The sequence below is a fragment of the Candidatus Borrarchaeum sp. genome (assembly GCF_019058535.1).
In the GTDB taxonomy this organism is placed as follows: domain Archaea; phylum Asgardarchaeota; class Sifarchaeia; order Borrarchaeales; family Borrarchaeaceae; genus Borrarchaeum; species Borrarchaeum weybense.
Window position 1 is genome coordinate 37,523 of record NZ_JAHPYX010000192.1, and the last position, 18,210, is coordinate 55,732.

13 protein-coding genes are annotated in these 18,210 nt (G+C 37.0%); 8 read left to right on the plus strand and 5 right to left on the minus strand.

The annotated features are described in order from the left end of the window. Positions 1–483 precede the first annotated feature (483 nt). The 3 genes from QVB70_RS11795 (at position 484) to QVB70_RS11805 (ending at position 6,889) form a co-directional block, all read left to right on the plus strand. Positions 484–4,371: a hypothetical protein gene (locus QVB70_RS11795; protein WP_287586432.1), complete on the plus strand. Its 3,888-nt coding sequence runs from the start codon at positions 484–486 to the stop codon at positions 4,369–4,371. 22 nt (positions 4,372–4,393) lie between these two features. Beyond that, positions 4,394–5,206, plus strand: a complete 813-nt coding sequence (locus QVB70_RS11800) for a dihydroorotate dehydrogenase electron transfer subunit (protein ID WP_287586435.1) — start codon at positions 4,394–4,396, stop codon at positions 5,204–5,206. Positions 5,207–5,293: 87 nt separating this feature from the next. Then, positions 5,294–6,889: a tRNA uridine(34) 5-carboxymethylaminomethyl modification radical SAM/GNAT enzyme Elp3 gene (locus tag QVB70_RS11805; protein ID WP_287586438.1), complete on the plus strand. Its 1,596-nt coding sequence runs from the start codon at positions 5,294–5,296 to the stop codon at positions 6,887–6,889. Here the strand turns inward: QVB70_RS11805 and gatE are convergent. Both gatE and gatD read right to left on the minus strand, forming a co-directional pair. Then, positions 6,884–8,806 (minus strand): Glu-tRNA(Gln) amidotransferase subunit GatE, encoded by a 1,923-nt coding sequence (gene gatE / locus QVB70_RS11810; RefSeq protein ID WP_287586440.1) that lies wholly within the window; start codon positions 8,804–8,806, stop codon positions 6,884–6,886. The two genes, QVB70_RS11805 and gatE, sit on opposite strands and share 6 nt — an antisense overlap. Before the next feature lie 9 nt (positions 8,807–8,815). Further along, entirely contained in the window at positions 8,816–10,186 is a 1,371-nt protein-coding gene (gatD, locus tag QVB70_RS11815) for a Glu-tRNA(Gln) amidotransferase subunit GatD (protein ID WP_287586443.1), read from the minus strand. Between the two features lie 357 nt (positions 10,187–10,543). Here gatD and glmS point away from each other — a divergent pair, with 357 nt between their 5' ends. The 3 genes from glmS (at position 10,544) to QVB70_RS11830 (ending at position 13,049) form a co-directional block, all read left to right on the plus strand. After that, positions 10,544–12,364: a glutamine--fructose-6-phosphate transaminase (isomerizing) gene (gene glmS, locus QVB70_RS11820; RefSeq protein WP_287586446.1), complete on the plus strand. Its 1,821-nt coding sequence runs from the start codon at positions 10,544–10,546 to the stop codon at positions 12,362–12,364. A gap of 139 nt (positions 12,365–12,503) precedes the next feature. Next, entirely contained in the window at positions 12,504–12,671 is a 168-nt protein-coding gene (locus QVB70_RS11825; RefSeq protein ID WP_287586448.1) for a hypothetical protein, read from the plus strand. 24 nt (positions 12,672–12,695) lie between these two features. After that, positions 12,696–13,049, plus strand: a complete 354-nt coding sequence (locus QVB70_RS11830) for a hypothetical protein (protein ID WP_287586450.1) — start codon at positions 12,696–12,698, stop codon at positions 13,047–13,049. Positions 13,050–13,099: 50 nt separating this feature from the next. On the opposite strand, the gene QVB70_RS11835 is transcribed toward QVB70_RS11830, so the two are convergent. Beyond that, the gene (locus QVB70_RS11835; protein WP_342766565.1) at positions 13,100–13,540 is read right to left on the minus strand and encodes an NUDIX hydrolase; all 441 of its coding nucleotides are present in this window, start codon (positions 13,538–13,540) and stop codon (positions 13,100–13,102) included. Between the two features lie 235 nt (positions 13,541–13,775). On the opposite strand from QVB70_RS11835, the gene QVB70_RS11840 reads away from it, so the two are divergent. Together QVB70_RS11840 and gatB are read left to right on the plus strand one after the other, a co-directional pair. Then, positions 13,776–14,606: an NAD+ synthase gene (locus tag QVB70_RS11840; protein ID WP_287586452.1), complete on the plus strand. Its 831-nt coding sequence runs from the start codon at positions 13,776–13,778 to the stop codon at positions 14,604–14,606. Positions 14,607–14,675: 69 nt separating this feature from the next. Then, positions 14,676–16,181: an Asp-tRNA(Asn)/Glu-tRNA(Gln) amidotransferase subunit GatB gene (gatB, locus tag QVB70_RS11845; RefSeq protein WP_287586455.1), complete on the plus strand. Its 1,506-nt coding sequence runs from the start codon at positions 14,676–14,678 to the stop codon at positions 16,179–16,181. Positions 16,182–16,183: 2 nt separating this feature from the next. Here gatB and QVB70_RS11850 read toward each other — a convergent pair whose 3' ends face one another. Both QVB70_RS11850 and QVB70_RS11855 read right to left on the minus strand, forming a co-directional pair. Then, a complete protein-coding gene (locus tag QVB70_RS11850) occupies positions 16,184–17,194 on the minus strand; it encodes a GTPase (RefSeq protein ID WP_342766566.1) in 1,011 nt (336 codons plus the stop codon). Between the two features lie 39 nt (positions 17,195–17,233). After that, positions 17,234–18,210: ribonuclease E/G (locus tag QVB70_RS11855; protein ID WP_287586458.1), on the minus strand; the 977-nt coding region annotated here is incomplete at its 5' end.

An 18,210-nucleotide genomic window follows, 5' to 3' on the forward strand; every position in this document is an offset into this window, starting at 1 on the left:
CAATATAAGACGCTTAAGAGTGTTTACCATGGAAAAGGTATACCCGGATCCAACAATTCGCCCTCCTGAATGTTTTTTTAAATAGTTTTTTAAAAAATAATAGATAACAAAATACATATTTTGAGCGTTGGGCATTATTTGGTCGCAAATATAAGGGCCACGTATTTTTCCGAAACTCAGATTCTCTTTAAAGAGAATTATAGTTACAAGAATAAAAACTAAGATTCAATAAATGAAAGTAAATGTCGTTATGACAAAATGCTCACAAAATTAGAGACACTCTTGAGGCTAGACAAATAAACTAAAATTTGAATAATTGGAAGAACTTCCAAAAGATGTTGTTCAAGTCCACATTATTTACTTACATTTATATTCTTCAACAGGCTTTATTTCTATTGTAATGCATACTAATATCAAACTGAGCGCAACGGAATAAACGTGCTACAGAATTCACAGAATTATATTCTTCTTGGGCGAGAGTAAATGGATTTTAAAAGCGAAATGCAATTTTTTTTCAATTTGCGTGACCTAACAGCACGAAAAGGGAAAATACATAATATACTCTCTCAATTAGAAAAAATGCAACAAAGGAACGATCCAGTCATCAGTTTAAACATGGCTGAAGCACTTATTGAAAATTGCTTATTAATTGACAACGATGAAGATCGTCTACAACATTACAACCGAGCACTTGAACTAGTTCAGATTGCACGTCTTATTTTGAAAGAAAAAAGCCAGACGAGGCTGCTTCTACGATCATACCATCTTGAATGCTTTATAAAGTACCATACCATGAAATACAGAGATGAAGAAGCTTCTATTCTCGACATCTTTAATTTGGGTGGGAAAATCATCAAAAGAGTAACACAGGCCAAAACAAACGATCCATATACGGAATATGATGACTACTGTTCTTTAGGCTGTGTTTGGCGTGCCTACGGACTCATGTCGCAACTTATCCATAAATTTCAGAAATTAAATGTTGAACAAAGACGCGATATGTTAGAGAACGCTAGAGCATTGACACATAAAGCTGTGGATGCGAGTAACAGTACAAATAACAGAGATGCAAACGTTTTGTCAGCTTATATTTTTGCTTTTGTCGAAACGTCACAAATGGTTCTACGTGGTGATAAAGCTACTACTGAAAAAGATTTTATTAAAATTATAGGCCTTTACGATGTCTTGTTTGAGGCTGCTCACTCGTATGGCTCAATCGAGTTCGAATATTTGGCTTTATTAAACCATACACGGTTAAATTTATCACGCTATGCCTACACAATAGGGACAAATGAGGAAAAAAGAGAGTTACTCCATGATATATTGAATGATTGTAAGAAACTAGAAGAATACAATAACTTAATTCGAATGCCACACTTCCTGTTTTATTATTATACCGTGCGAACTGAAGCCTACTTAAGTTTCCTTTATTTTGAAGTTTTTAGTGAAAAAGAATATAACTATTACGTTAACAAAGCTTTAAAATCTGCAGAAAAACTGAAGTTCGTATACGAATCTAAAGATATGATAAGCGAACGCGATAAAATTGACTTACATCATAACCTTATCTTTGTATATATGATGACCGCGTCTTTCGCCACTTCACAAAAAGAAAAACATGAATATTTGAAAAAATGTGAGGAATTACTTCTAGAAGATGAACAAAGTACAGCTGTCTGGTCACAGAGAGCGTACTCCATTTGGCGTGATCTTTCTTCAATTTACTTGGACCTTGCAAAAGTCGAGCGTAATCATATATATTTCGAAAAATGCGTATTCTATGCAAAAAAGGCATACTATTCAGCGCTGGAAACTGAGGTCTTCACAGACGCGTTTTTTGAAGCATATAAAATTGCCATGATCGCTGAAAGTTTCCAGAAGCATAATTTGTCTATAAAGCATTATAATTTAGCCCTTCAGTTGTTAGCCAAAATAATTCAGGCAGGGAAAGATTATCCGTACTATAGAAATTTAGAAACCTATCTATCAGCTCGGTTGCTGGGCGTAAAAGCTAAGGAAGAACATCGTAAAGGTAGTTATATACAAGCTACGAACTTATATCGCGAAGCAAGTTCTATTTTGCGACCAAATAAGCTTTATTTATATGAAAGCCTACTGTATAACATTTACGCGTTATTTGAAGATGCGTCTACACGTTTTATAGAGGAAAAATATAAGGAAACATTTACCATTCTTTCTAATATTACCTGCTTATTTGATGAAACTGCAAAACACTATGCTGAAGATTATAAACCCCAATTTCAGTATTTTATCGATAGACGCGCTTATGATCTACAACTTGATTATTTCGAATCTTCAAAGACTTTTTGCCTTGCTCAGTCGAATATTTTACAGGCATTAATTTATCGTAGTACTGGAGACAGTGAGAGATCAATAAAGTTGCTAAAGGAAGCCAATACTCTACTCAAACCATTTACAGATCGAAATATTCACATAGCAGGCTATTCTTCATTTGCAAAAGGACTATACGGACTTGAAAAATCCGAACTTAACATAAGAAACGGTGAATATAAACGCGCAGCATCATATCTTGCAAATGCATCTGATCAATTTGAAACTGCATCAAAAGTGTTAGCATCTGACGAACAACTAAGACAGTTATGTGATGGACTAAAATTCTTTTGTCGGGGATGGATGAATACTTTAGAAATTATGCGCCGTGACATAGACCATAGCACCACAGAATTGCATACTAATTTTACTCTCGCTAGTCAATCTTTCGTAAATGCAACCAGATCCTTGAAAATGTTCAAGAAGACGTCCAAAGGAGTTTCTGGATTCGAGAAATTATTGAGTTATATCTATTATTCATTATTATTCCAAAAAACTGATGATCTTGCAGAAAAAAGCAAGTTTAAGGATAATATGACTGCAGTGCTAGGTGAGGCACTGCAATATTTTAAAGACGCTGAAGATATGGAACGATATAGGTTTACAAAAGATATAATCACTACACTACTTCAATTGGAAGATATACGCGAAAACATCTTGAAACCCATTACCATACCATTTACACTATATACACCAATATTTGACTCTACGACTATAGTCGAGCCCAGTAGCGTAAACATTGCAATATCACTTGATAAGGATCAAGTAGAGGTTAATGACGAAATACAGTACACAATAGAAATCAATTCCGATAATTCAGTCTATATGAAACAAATTGATGGTTTGATCCCAAAAAAAGGTGTAAAAGTGGTCTCAAATTCGCAATTGGCAAAGAACGGTACGATAGAAATAAATCGCTTTTTATCTCCTGGTAATCCAATAAAAATTGAATTCCAAGTTCAGGCATCCACACCGCTTCATAACAAAGCACATCCACGATTATTATATCTCAACACAAAAAACGAGAAATGCCGCGCTTTTACATTGCCTCTTACGTTACAAGTGTACCCCAAAAATGCATTAAAATCTGGCGTGGTATGTACAATCAATGAAAAAATCAATCTAGTGAAGGGTATTTTGAAGGAACTAGGAATCATCCTAGGGGAATTTCCGGTCCTATACCATGACATTAATTCATATCGCGAAGCTTTAGCAGAGTATTATTTCCGTTATAAAACCGACGAGGGTGGGAAGAAGCACCGTTCAAAAAAGACAGACATTTCCAAGATCCCAATACAACAGATGGCTTTTGTAGACCCTCTTGGTGAAGTAAATATCCTTTATGATCTGGAGACATATCTCTATCCGCAATCTATTGCGAATCTTCTGGGCATTATCATACATGAAAAATTCGGTCATGGTTTCTTTCAACAGTATACATCATTAGGGAAAAAATTGCTAGAACTGGAATACCACCAAAAAGGTGTAGAATTACTTATGAAAGAGCTAGAAAAAATATCAAATAAGTATGCTATGGGGATTCAATGGCTTGCCGTTTCTACATTGATCGTCGATGAAGGGTTCGCAACTTGGCTAGAGTTAAAGACTTTCGAAAAACTGCTTGAAAAAATATCAGATAAAGATTCACAGTTTATTCAACAGATACATCACGAGATAGAAAGTTTCAGAAAAACGGTATTTGAAAGCGAAGAACTCAATGTGAAGCATGAGTATTTTGCCTTAAAATATGAGAAGACTGTTATCAATCCTTACGCAGAAGGATACGATTTGTTCTCACAAATTGAAGAGAAATACGGCGAAAAGTGCGTACCGAAAGCATTAGAAATCGCTGCAAATGTCCCCTTGACAAAGCGACAGATCTCTCTTATGCCAAATACGATAAAAAATGATAAAACCTGTGCTGATAAAAGATTAGAAAAAATAGCGTGCTCAGATCTCAAAATAGAGCGAAACAATGTTGATATGTTTGAGAAAGCTGCCAAGGAATTGTTTTTGTAAGGTCAGGAAAGGTGATAATACCATGAACAAACCTATTGTGTTACCCATCGAAAAAATCGAAACAAACACTCCCTCTATCAAAACCTTTTTCATGAAAGTTCCTTTAATAGCCCAGCAAGGAATTCCAGGTCAATTTCTTATGGTATGGACATTCAATGATGAAATTCCTATGTCCTTATCTCATATTAATCCCAAAAAAGAACTTATTGGAATTACTGTGAAAAAAGTAGGATCTTCTACAGAAATGATGCATTCTATGAGCGAAGGTTCACTTGTTGGTGTGAGAGGCCCCTATGGGAATGGGTTTAAAATTGCAGGTAGTCGCATATTGGTCGTTGGAGGAGGAGTCGGTATGGCATGCCTCTTTCCACTTATCCTACAACTTGTTGAAGCGCAGAAATACGTGACTGTCCTTATTGGGGCGTTAACTAAAGATGAACTCTTATTTCAGAAGCCGCTGCAAAAGTATACAACACGTGAAACATTTCGCTTATCAATAGCTACAGATGATGGATCAATGGGCTTTCACGGGCTAGTGACAGAGTTGATGGATGAAACTCTTCAAATGGAGACGTTTGATCAAATCTATGCTTGTGGTCCTGAACTTATGCTTAAAACTACGTTTAATATTGCAGAATCACAAAATATTGCTTTCCAAGCAAGCCTTGAGAGATATATGAAGTGCGGCATTGGATTATGTGGTAGTTGCTGTATTAATGAGCAAATCGTCTGTAAAGATGGCCCGATTTTTGAATCTAATGTACTTCGCACTATGCATGAGTTCGGGAATTCTAAGCGAGACCCTTCAGGTAGACTTATCTCTATTACTGACTAAAATTGTGAACAAACGAAGTCTTTTAAAGATTTTAAGTCTTTAAGACAAATGAATCTACGTTTTAAAGAGAATTGAGGCGCAGTTATAGTGTCCAGTACGTTAGAAGAAAGAGTTTGTAGAGGAATTATTGAGGATTTACTTACGACTTTATCTGAGGTAGATGCACAGCTTGTTCAAAAACTCAAAAAACGTCATGCAAAGAAATATCCTTCAGTAGGTATTGTCTCGAATGCGACTATTCTTTCCCACACAACTCCAGAGGAAAAAATGCTTCTTCTTCCTATATTAAAGACAAAGAGTATGCGAACAATCTCAGGTGTTGCTGTTGTTGCAGTTATGGTGAAGCCTTATCCCTGCCCTAATCAGTCATGTATCTATTGTCCAACTTTTTCAGATATTCCAAAGAGTTATACTGGTCACGAACCTTCAACGATGCGAGGTATACAAAACGATTACGACCCCTATTTGCAGGTAAAGACAAGACTTAATCAATTGGAACTAATTGGTCATGCCACAGATAAGATTCTCCTATCCTTGAAAGGCGGAACGGTTACTTATTTACCCTATGAGTATCAACTAAGTTTCGTTCACAGATGTCTTGAAGCCCTATGTGATGAACGGTATTCTGATTTTGAAGAACTCAAAAGGGCTGTCGAAACAGCACAACGAAAACTTGTGGGAGTTATCGTTGAAACCCGTCCAGATTACTCTAAGATTTCTCAAACGGATGAAATGCTTCATTTAGGCGTCACTACTGTTGAATTGGGTGTACAAACTATTTTTGATGAAGTATTTGAAATATGCAAAAGAGGTCACACAGTTCAGGACGTTATTGACGCAACTCGTATTTTAAAGGATGCAGGAATGAAAGTTGCATATCATATTATGCCAGGTCTTCCAGGATCTAATGAAGAAAGAGATCTAATAATGTTTCAAGAGGTCTTTGAAAATCCTTTTTATAAGCCGGATAATTTGAAGATTTACCCCTGTTTAGTTATTAAAGGCACAGAGTTGTACGAATTGTGGCAGAGCGGAAATTACAAACCCTATAACGCCGAAACAATGACAAATCTATTATCGCATGTTTTACCGAACATTCCAAGATGGATTCGTATACAACGAATTCAAAGAGATATTTCTGCAAAGATGATTGAAGATGGTGTTAAGAAAGGCAATCTTAGAGAGCTTGCTCATGAAGAACTAAGTAAGAGTGGAATAACATGCTCTTGTATTAGATGTCGCGAACAAGGTATCGTTTATCGGAAATCAGGAATCACTCCAAAAATAGAAAATCTTGAGACCCTCATAGAAACGTTCAATGCTTCAGAAGGAATCGAAAATTTTATATCTTACGAGGACGCAGTACAAAAAATTCTGCTTGGATTTATACGATTACGTGTTCCTTCTGAGAAGGCACATCGGAAAGAAATCAATGACATGAGAACAACTATCGTAAGAGAATTGCGTGTTTTTGGAGAACTAGTTCCCATTGGAGAGAAACCAAGGCATCATCAAGTGCAACATCGAAAAATTGGAGAATTACTATTAAATGAGGCTGAACTCCTCAGCAAAGATGAATATGATTCCAAAAAAATTTCCGTCCTTAGCGGTTTAGGTGTAAAGCCCTGGTTTTACAAGCAAGGATATACGCGTGATGGAGTTTATGTAAGTAAAAGATTATGATAAAAACTCCTGTAAAAGTTGTTTGAGCAATGAACTTACAGTTTTTCCATCGATTTTTCCACGTACCTTTTTCATCACTTCTCCCATGAGAGGCTTAAGTGCATCCATTTTCCTTTCTTTAACTAAGTCTTCATTTTTTGCGATTATTTCTTTAATAATGTTTGTTACCTCATCCTTTGATAGAGTGGTGAGACCTATACTTCTCACAAGTTCATCTAGCGGTTTATCTGGATCTTTTGCCACTGATTCCAATACTTCTGGGAGCGCTTCTTTTGCGAATTTTTCTTGGGAGAGAAATTCAAATATTTCATAGAACTTATCTTCTGTTATATTTTCGAATGGAACACCTTCTCTTTGTAGGTATTTAGATGTGCCGATTATGGTACTCGCCACTAACGTAGGTTTTACTCCCAGCCCACTACTAGCAATTTTATCGAACCAAAAAACATTCGGATGAAGGACTAGCTCGTCAGCTAATTCTTCTGAAAGTCTATATTTTTCTATAAAACGCGTTTTCTTTTCTTCTGGAAGTTCAGGAAGGTGTTGTTTGATCTCTTCTACCATCTCTGAAGATATACGAAAGGGCACAGCATCAGTTTCAGGATACATCCTTGCCGATCCTGGAAGAGGTCTTAAAAAGGCAGTTGTTCCATCTGGATTTGGCCTTCGGACTTCCTTTGGAACGTGTGTGATATAGATTTTCGCTAAATTACATATGGTCCAAATCGCTTGCTCACATTTCCCTTTGGGACCTATTACAAGAACGAAACCATCTTCAGTTCCACATTCTAAACTTTGTCTCACTTCGTTAACATCATCTTCAGAAATCCCATAATTAGGCAATTCATCTGAATGCAAAATACCCCCAAGTCCAGCATAGATTTTAACCGCATCCGCAAATTCTGTTCCCAATCTACGACCAGGTTGAAGTTCTCTGCCTAGTAAGCCTCCAAATTTCGAAAGTTTTACACCTAAGGCGTGTTCTCCTTTTTTCAGGGCTTTCTGCAGGAGTTTGGCTTTCGTTTCAGCAAAAATAGTTGAAACATCTTTGTGTTCTATAGTGATGTCATCTTCTCGAACTACTCGCTTTTCCAGCACTTCTCGAATTTGTATCATGTTTTGTTGTCTTAATACCTCATTTTTCACGTATTCCCCGATAAGGTCCAATTCTTGTGCACCCTTAATTTCTACGCGAGCTCCATCCCTTATTGATACATTGACATCCTGTCGAATTGTTCCTAATCCTCTCTTTACCTTACCAGTGGCGCGCAAAATTGCACCAATTCGTTCAGCAACCGCTTTAGTTTGCTCAGGACTGTGAATGTCAGGATCGGTTCTGATCTCTATCAGCGGAATTCCAAGACGATCAACTCGGAATGTAGTTCCTTCTTTTGTTTGTTCTATGATCCTTGCAGCATCTTCTTCCACGTAAAGTTGCGTAATGAACACTTTTCCTTGTGAGGTCATAAGGTAGGAATCTTTTGTTCCAATCGCAATTTTTGCAGTCCTCTGAAAACCCATAGGCGTAGATCCATCAACGATTGTCTTTCTCATCACTTGAACTTCATCGATTGGTCTCATTTTGAAAATGAATGCAATTTCAAGAGCTATACGAACAGCTTCTTCATTTATGGGGGTGGGTGGTTCTTCGTCCAGTTCAATCAAGCATGTTGTATCTGAATACCCCTCGTAAATCACTCTTGCCTCTTTTTTTGCTTCAAATGCTGCCGCTAAATCAACTTCTCCGGTTTCTCCGGCAACAGCACGTAACCGCCTCTTGACCTTTATGTCGGGTTCATCAGTTCGTACCAAAGAAGGACATCGACAAAATAGTTTAGTAGTATCTAGTTGTTGATGAAATTCTAGACCTACCATAAGTCCAAGTTCATCATAATTCAGTGCTTTTTCATCCACCATTTTAATCACCTAATACAAAAAAGCTCTCTCATCCGTTCTTTTAGTGATTTCACCTGCCATATTTGTCAACATAAGACGTTTTACTTCCTCTCGTTCTTGCGTATGCCCTAAAACCCATCCCAATTTTAAATAGGCGGTTTCTGGGAGCATGTCTTCAAGATATAAGACTCCCGCATTGCTCATCAGTCGAAGATTTCGATAAACATAAGGATTGACTCGACCATAAAGGCATTGTGACGTCATTCCTATAAAGAGATCCATTTCTAAGGCACTCTTCACATGAGGCAACCATGAACGATGTTTTTCGTTTTGTGGTGGAGAAGTAGGTGTATGTCCGAGCCCAGTGCCCTCAATAATGATACCTCTATAGCCTTTGTCAACTAAAAAGTCAATTATCTCTGGGTTCGAACCAGGGTATGCTTTAATAAGGGCAATTTTTTCCTCAAACGCTGTATCTGCAACTACTTCAGTTTCACTTCGTTTCTTATATTCAGCATCTTCACGAAATTCCATCTTTCCGTCTGGCCAAATCTTTCCAATCGGCAATTCATTAATGGGGCGAAATGTGTCACGTCGACTTGTATGCATTTTTCGTACCTTTGTCCCTCTATTAATAAGGCAATATGAATCATCTGGCTCTCCGTGCATACATATAAATACCCCTGCCAGATCTGCGTGACCTGCTAACCATGATGCGCAAATTAAATTAATCGCACCATCGAAACTGCCACGATCAGATGAGCGTTGTGCTCCTGTAAGTATAACTGGCTTTGAAAGATCACGTAACATAAAGCTTAGCATCGCTGCAGAATATCCCATACAATCTGTCCCGTGAGTTATAACAACTCCTGAAGCACCTGAATTCAATTCTTTTGCGGCATCGTCAGCCATTTTTTTCCATTCATTGACCCATAAATCCTCGCTCGCAAGATTAAAAAGAAGATTACATCCCTTAAAACGAACGATCTCCGAAAGTTCGGGTATAGCGAAGAAGAGTTCCTCGGGGGTGAACGCCATAACAACGCCACCTGTTAAATAATCGATCCTACTAGCAATCGTGCCACCGGTTGCAAGTAATGAAATCTCTGGAAGATCAGCTTTTTGCTCAGGAAATGTTTTCTGAAAACTTTCAAGACTGATGCCTTTATCTATTCGAACTAACTCGACACCCGGCTGGTACGCAATACTTACGTTATATCCATCATCCTGTTTTATTACAATGCTCGAAGGATCTCCAATCTCAATACGAGGCAAAATGTAGCCCTCATAACTCATATCCTCAGATGTAATTCGAATACGGTCACCAGGCTCTATTTCTTTCTCTTTAAGGATATTTCTAACCTCTTGTGAGTAGTGAGCAAAATAACTTTGTTCTTTCATTAATTGTGCCTCCTTTTTCGCATGATTTGCATGCAGACTGGCCTAGATTTGAGTTTATTTGAATTTAAGGTTAAATGTAAGATAAGATCGCTGTTCTATATTTTAAACCATGATTTTAATCTTCTTCAAACAACAGTTTTCCATTTAATACGCATAGAAATTTAAGTTAATTTATTAGTGTTAATGCAAGAAACACCTTAAAAATTGTTGAAGGCAACTTGCGCTTTACATTCGAAAAAAGGAGCGTCGCATTGTCATATCTTTAATTTCTGAATGTAAAGCTAAAAATTTATAAAGTCATTTCAACGTTCCCTTGTATTCAAAATTCTTTAGGCTTCTTAAAACGGAGTTAAAATAATGTGTGGTATTGTAGGTATTGTTCTCAATCAAGGTAACGTCGCACCTCTGTTACGAGAATCTCTTAAGCGACTTGAGTATCGAGGTTACGATTCTGTGGGTATGGCTACTATTGCAAATGCTCATATGATTTTAAAGAAAGATAAAGGAAAAATAGATGTTGTAAATGAAAGACTTAATCTTGATGAACTACCTGGCAGTATTGGAATCGCACATACGCGATGGGCAACCCATGGAATTCCTACTAAGGAAAACGCTCATCCTCACACAGATTGCAAAGAGAAAATAGCTGTCAATCATAATGGCATCATCGAAAACTTTGTAGAATTACGTAAAGAACTAACAGAGAGAGGTCATCACTTTAAGTCAGATACAGATACTGAGGTGGTGCCTCACCTCATCGAGGAGTTCATGGAACAGGGTTTAAACTTAAAGGATGCCACAATTCAGGCTCTAAGACGTATAAAGGGATCTTATGGTTTAACTATTATTTCAGCAGCAGAGCCAAGAAAGATTATATGTGCAAGAAATGGAAGCCCACTTGTCTTGGGGATAGGAGACCAAGTGATATGTTGTGCATCTGATATTCCAGCGTTCTTACCCTTGACTAATAAGGCAATAATACTTCATGATGAGGAACTGGCTGTTCTTACACCCAATGAATATCAAATTTTTTCTGTTCCTACTCAAAAAATGGTTTCCAAGGACATTACTACCATAAAATGGACTCCAGAGATGGCATCAAAAGGTGGATATTCCTATTTTATGCTAAAGGAGATTCATGAACAACCAAAAGCCCTACGCGATACATTAAGGCAACGACCTGAACGTCTGGAAAAAATTGCTGAAGTATTAGATGAGGCATCCAAGATCTTTATTACCGCAGCAGGTACCTCCTTTCACGCAGCACTCACTGCAAGATATCTTTTTTCACAACTGTGCAATGTATTTCCTACAGCTCTCTTGTCGTCAGAGTTTCCAGAGGCAATTGGCCCTTCGTTTCCATCAGACGCCTATGTAATAGCTGTTAGCCAATCTGGTGAAACTGCTGATACAATAAGGACTATTAATTTCGCGAAAGAACGGGAAGCGACTATTATCTCAGTTGTCAATACAGTCGATTCGTCGATCACACGCCTTTCTGATCACGTCATTTACACCCAAGCGGGGCCTGAGATCGGGGTAGCCGCCACAAAGACCTTTACAACCCAAGTCGCAACTTTATCCATGATTGCACTTAATTTAGCACTACGCAAAAAATGCAAAGATATTGAGACGATATCAAATCTACAAAATGCGCTTTATAAAATTCCTAATATTGTACAAACCGTTATTACAAAAGAGGAAGAACATGTAAAGCGCCTAGCAGAACAGTTTGCCCATATGCAAAATTTTCTCTTTTTGGGAAGAGGCATTAACACGACAACCGCTGCTGAAGGATCCTTAAAATTAAAGGAAATTTCCTATGTTCATGCTGAGGCGTACCCTGCGGGGGAAAGTAAGCATGGACCTATTGCGCTCATAACTCCCGGATTCCCGATAATGTTTATTGCCCCTCCAGACGAGACATATGATCATATAATCGGAAACATCATGGAGATGAAAGCGCGAGAAGGTACAATTATCGCATTTATTGACGAACAGGATCAAACAATTCGAGAACTTGCTGATCATTCTGTAAATATCCCAAGTGTACCTCCCCTTTTATCTCCAATACCGTACGTTGTGCCACTTCAATTATTTTCGTATTATGCAGCCGTAAAACTTGGTTACTCTCCAGATATGCCTCGTTCACTTAGCAAAAGTGTCACAGTATTATAGAGCAGGCAAAGTGCAAAAGAGTTTTCATTAATTTTGAATTTTCTTCTGAAACCCGAGGAGAAGACTTTATAGTAGAAGAAATAAGCATTTTGTGATTAATTATTTAATGAAATTATATTTTTAGAATGCTGGGAGGGAAATGGGGCAAATTGTTTTAGAAATGAAATTAAAAGAAATTAGAATACGCGTCGATAAGTTTTCGGACGATGATGTTGAAAAATTCGTTGAAACATATCCTCTTCTTAAAAAATATTATTCAAAATTAAACGCAATAAACGGTGATTGCAAAAAGTGTGGATGTTGCTGAGTTGGGGGGATTTCACTATCAGAGGTGGAACTAAACGCAATTCGAATGTTTATACCTGAGATTGATGACTTTATGGAAACAACTACACGTAAAGACCTAATTACTGGTGAGATTATCAAGTATCCCGTATCAATGCGTACAAAATATGGCTACTGTATTTTTAATGCAGATGACGGAGCATGTATTATTCACAAGATTCGACCAATCCTTTGTCGGGTGTTTCCTTTTTTTCCGAAGGAACAAGGCACTTGTGTGAAAGATGTAACCTTCACTGGCCTAAGTATAGATGAAGGAAAAGAAATTTGGATGAATCACTTTTTGGAAATCAAAAAATCAACAAACAAGACCGTAAGTCCAAGTTTATGTTCAAAACCCTGAATCTTCATAGTATCTTATGAACACATATAGTAACTACGGTACTCTTTCGACTAACTTAACAAATTAAGTTGTCTTAGCAAATTAATTGCCGTTTTAGTTACATCCAGAGAAAAGAGATCTTTAAGAAGAACCCATCTGACATCTTCTGCGTCTGATCTTGGAGAAATCTCACCACTTTCTCTCGTGGCAAAAAAGTCGATAATGACATAATGATATTGCACTTTCCTGTTGTCATCTTTAATTACTACATCAATGACTCCTGCAAGATCGCCGATTTTTACCGAAAGACCAGTTTCTTCTTTAACTTCCCGTTTTGCAGCCTCTCTAACTGCTTCTCCAACGTTTACTAAACCTCCAGGAAAGGACCATTTTCCTCTACCTGGTTCGTTTCCCCTTTTGACCATTAATACTTTTTCACCATCTAGGACTATTGCACCAACGCCTACAAGAGGTCTTGTTGGATAATTTCTTTTAATGTATATCCTCTCCAGTAAATACGACTTTTTAGTTCTCTATGAATCGTTCTATCCCATTAAAAGCTTTTGATTGTATCTCAGTTTATCATTTTTTTGGATGAGGTGTTTTTGTGCTGTGAATATATAATTTACCTGAATTTCAACACCATTGAAAAGAAATAAATAGCGATGCTTAATTGATTCATACGATTCATGTTTAGGATTTACAGGATTAGAGTACAAATGCACTCATAATTGGAGATTAAAACAAATGCACTCTTTAGAAATAAACCCTGAAATTACTGTAAGTAGGATCAGTAAATTTATAGTTAAGCGCATTGATGATGCGAAAGCTAATGGAGTAATTATTGGTTTAAGTGGTGGAATAGATTCATCTGTAACTGCCGCTTTATGTGTGCGTGCTTTAGGTCACGAAAAAACCTTTGGGCTGTTAATGCCAACACAGACAACTCAACAACAAGACATTGATGACGCAATTAAAAGTGCCACTTTACTTGGTGTGAAATATGCAATTGAGGACATATCGCCATCCTTAAACGCTTTCAAACAATTCCAAGTATTCGATCCAGAAAGAAAAATTGTAAACGGTAACCTTGCAACTAGGTTTAGGATGGGTCTCTTATATTATTATGCTAATCTACATAATTGGCTAGTAATTGGCACGGGTAATAAAAGTGAACTTTTAGTAGGATATTTTACCAAATTTGGTGACGGAGGCTGTGATATCTTACCCTTAGGCGATCTATTTAAGTGTCAAGTCAGACAACTAGCTGAATATCTCGACATTCCCCCAGAAATAATCAAGAAGGCGCCTTCAGCAGGACTTTGGCCCGGACAAACAGATGAATCAGAATTGGGAATATCATATAATGACTTAGATATTATCTTAAGTAGTCTTGAGCAATTAATGACACCAGATGAGATTTCTAAAGAATTCAATATTCCATTAGAAATAATAAAAAAAGTAGAAATCATGCTTCGTAAGAGTCAACACAAAAGAATAGGACCAATGGTATTCAAAATGGGATCTCGAACACCTGGCTTCGATTGGAGACTCTCTATTATATCTGGAGAAACGTAAACAAAATCACAAATTTCTCTTTAGAAACTTTCAAGAATAGAACTAATAATATATTTAAGAGGGTTAAAATTGACTTCTTCCGCAACTAGAAAAACAGAGTTTTCTGAACCAATTTCAGATGTGAAAATAGGCTTGGAAATACATGTACAACTTACAGCTTTGACAACAAAATTATTTTGTGGATGTCCTACTGATTATCGTGGTATGCCTCCAAACTCAGTTTGTTGTCCAATTTGCCTTGGCCTACCTGGAACATTACCTGTAACTAATAAACGTGCTATAGAATTAGCAATGATGGTTTCGCTTGCACTTAATTCGAATATATCAAGAAATAGTTCGTTTTACCGTAAAAACTATTTTTATATTGATTTGCCAAAAGATTTTCAAATTTCACAGTACGACAAAGCAGGTGGCGTCCCAATAGCGATTGGAGGCCACGTTGATTTTGAAATGAATCATCAAAAAAAAGTAATAAGAATTCGTCGTCTCCAACTTGAGGAAGACCCAGGCCGTTTAAAGCATATTGGTATGATTGATAAATCTCCTTATACTTTGGTTGATTACAACAGATCGGGAATAACTCTTCTAGAAATAGTGACTGAACCTGATTTTTCCACACCTGAAGAAGCGCGCATCTTTCTTCGAAAACTACGTTCAATACTTGAGCACTTAGGTGTAACTGATGTAAATTTACAGGGCTCTCTTCGATGCGATGCAAATATTTCTGTAGGAGACGGAAGACGTGTTGAAATAAAGAACATTAGTTCGTTTAAAGAAGTTAAACGTGCTTTAAACTATGAAATTATTAGACAAAAACAAGCTCTTCGACGCGGGGAGTTTATAGCACAAGAAACTCGACATTGGGACGAAGATCGCAGAATAACTTTTACTCTTCGAACGAAGGAGGAAGAACATGACTATAGATACTTCAGGGAACCTGATCTACCGATTATTGAAATTTCAGATGAATGGATTAAAAAAATCAAAACAACCATGCCTGAGCTACCAGATGCTCGAAAAGAAAGATTTCGGAGAGATTATCAAATCCCTGTTTACGATGCAGAAGTATTGACAAGTGAGAAATATTTAGCAGATTTCTTTGAAACATGCATAACTTATGACGTGGGTGCAAAAAAAGTCAGTAATTGGCTTATGAGTGATTTTTTACGTTTTGTAAACGAACTTGATCTTGAATTTACTGAGATTCTCCTTACACCAGAAGATTTAGCAAATATGATCCGTTTAATTGATCAAGAGCTGATTAGTGGAAAAATTGGTAAGACAGTTCTGCGGGAAATGCTTGCTACAGGAAAGACCCCGCAGACCATAATAGAAGAACTTGGTCTTAAGAAAATTGATAACACTTCTATCATTTCTGATAAAGTAAAAGAAGTCTTTGAAGAATACCCAGATGCCGTTCGCGATGCCATGACTAACAAGAATGCTATTCGTTATCTTGTAGGACAGGTAATGGCGAAAACCAGAGGAAGGGCAGATCCTGTTTTAACAAATGAAATCATTGAATTAAAATTGGAAGAATTGAAGTCCAAGAATACACAATTCGATGAAAATTGAATTTAACTGTTCATTAAATTTTTGTCAATAATTCTATCTATCGTCTCATTAACTCCATCCCCAGTGAGTGCGTTTGTTTCAAAGCATTCGTCATTAATTAGTTCCAGGAGTTCGTCACTCCTGCTTTTGTCTACTAAATCTATCTTGTTCACGACAAGATAAAGTTCCCCAAAAAGTTCTTTAAGATCCTCATATAAAGAAATTTGCTCCTTCAATGGATATCCACAAGTTTCTGAGGGATCTACAATATACAGAATAACATGAGCCAAGTATTTTAATGCAGTAATTGCCTGTAATTCTATTGGATTCCTTTTATCGAGTGGACGATCAAGAAGACCAGGGGTATCCACAAGTTGATATATTGAAAGACCTCTTTGTATATGGCCTATCGTTACAGCTCGCGTGGTGAAGGGATATTCAGCTATTTCTGGTTTTGCCGTAGATGCATGTGCCACAAAACTACTTTTCCCAACATTCGGGTATCCCGCAATAACTATCGTAAGTTTTTTAGGATCAACCGATGGCAATTTCCGTAATTTTGGTCTAGCTTCTTGAATTATGTTTAAATTGTTCTTAATTCTATTAATTATTGAACTTATACGCCCGTATGCCGCTCGACTTAACTTAATAACCTCAGTTAATTCTTTTGCTCTCTTGATTTTGTAGATATAGTTTTGAATTAGTTTCTTAACCACTCTACGTGTACCATAAATTGAGCCAAGCGCATTTTTGAGTTGATCTCTGCCAACCAGTATATCAGCTAATTCAGAATAAAATGGATGTACATCATCTATCGAAGGAATCTGTTTTACTATGCGTTTGAGTCGTGAATCTAGAAATCCCTCTATAACTCTTAATTTCTTACTTTCCTTTCGTTTCGTCCTTATGATGCGTGGCACTTTTCTGGGAATCTTAACTTCAGTACGAGACGCTTTTCGAAATGCTTGATCCAAGAGTTCCTTTGCAGTAGGGACGTAGTTAATCTTGGTAAATGGATTTCCGTTATTAGAAATTTATGACACCTTCTTTGCAGAGTATATAGTTCTAATCAACTATTTTGCAGTAGAAGAAGAATCTTCTGTTCTGAACATGCTTTTTAATTGGCTCATTTTTTCCATTGTGAGATTGAATAACTGTTCCGAAATTATAGATTCTTCTTTAGCATATTCAAGTTTTTCTAAATCGATGACACGTGTAAAATCTTCAGTTCGGATTAAATCGACTTCAAGATCAACGTATCTGATCCGATGAGGTTCTGGATAGAGTCCTGGATAGATCTCCACTGGAGTATTTATATTGAGATACTCTCCTTTGTAAATTCCATCTCGCGAGAAATATGTCGTTTTTACAAAAAATTCTCCTTCAATTATTTCCATAACACCATAATCACCTTCTTCTTTGGGAAGATTAAGACCATCAAATTTTCCTCCAGCCTTAAACATTCGTTTTATGAGTAGTTTTCTTTCATTTGGATCGCTTTTTATTACATACCCAGGCGATAGAAAAAGTGTCCTTCCATTAAACTTAACGTGGTCAATACAGACTTCAGAGCCTAATGAAGGAAATGTTTCAGAAAATACGAAATCTGCAGCCTCGTTAATAATAACATAATGTTCAGGCAATTTGGCAAGAATTCTTTCACCAAAATCAACTAATAATGATAAATCGTAACCCATTGCTTTGAGTTGGTGATGGTTTCTAACTGTTGCAACAACTTCGCTTCGAATTTCATCAAGTTTTACTTTGGAAAGACTTGGAAATTCCAAAAAAGTTGTTGTATTCTCTTCATATACGGCTGCTGGCGCTTTGGTCTTTTCCGCTTTCTTAGATATCATCTGTGCTAATTTTTTTAAGTCCTCGATTTCGGCAATAAGCACTGTTACATCTTCTGAGGCTGCGGCTGTGCGCCATAAAACTCCCCATGAATCAGGTTTCATGTTTTTCCCCAAAAAGAATAACTCATCTCGTTTTTTCCCACGAATTTTATGACTTAAACGAACCACATTTTCGGTAATCAAGACAGCATATT

Coding starts and splice junctions, on each gene's coding strand:
- QVB70_RS11795 (WP_287586432.1), top strand. CDS start 484: ATGGATTTTAAAAGCGAAATGCAATTTTTTTTCAATTTGCGTGACCTA.
- QVB70_RS11800 (WP_287586435.1), top strand. CDS start 4,394: ATGAACAAACCTATTGTGTTACCCATCGAAAAAATCGAAACAAACACT.
- gatE (WP_287586440.1), bottom strand. CDS start 8,806: ATGGTGGATGAAAAAGCACTGAATTATGATGAACTTGGACTTATGGTA.
- gatD (WP_287586443.1), bottom strand. CDS start 10,186: ATGAAAGAACAAAGTTATTTTGCTCACTACTCACAAGAGGTTAGAAAT.
- glmS (WP_287586446.1), top strand. CDS start 10,544: ATGTGTGGTATTGTAGGTATTGTTCTCAATCAAGGTAACGTCGCACCT.
- QVB70_RS11825 (WP_287586448.1), top strand. CDS start 12,504: ATGGGGCAAATTGTTTTAGAAATGAAATTAAAAGAAATTAGAATACGC.
- QVB70_RS11840 (WP_287586452.1), top strand. CDS start 13,776: ATGCACTCTTTAGAAATAAACCCTGAAATTACTGTAAGTAGGATCAGT.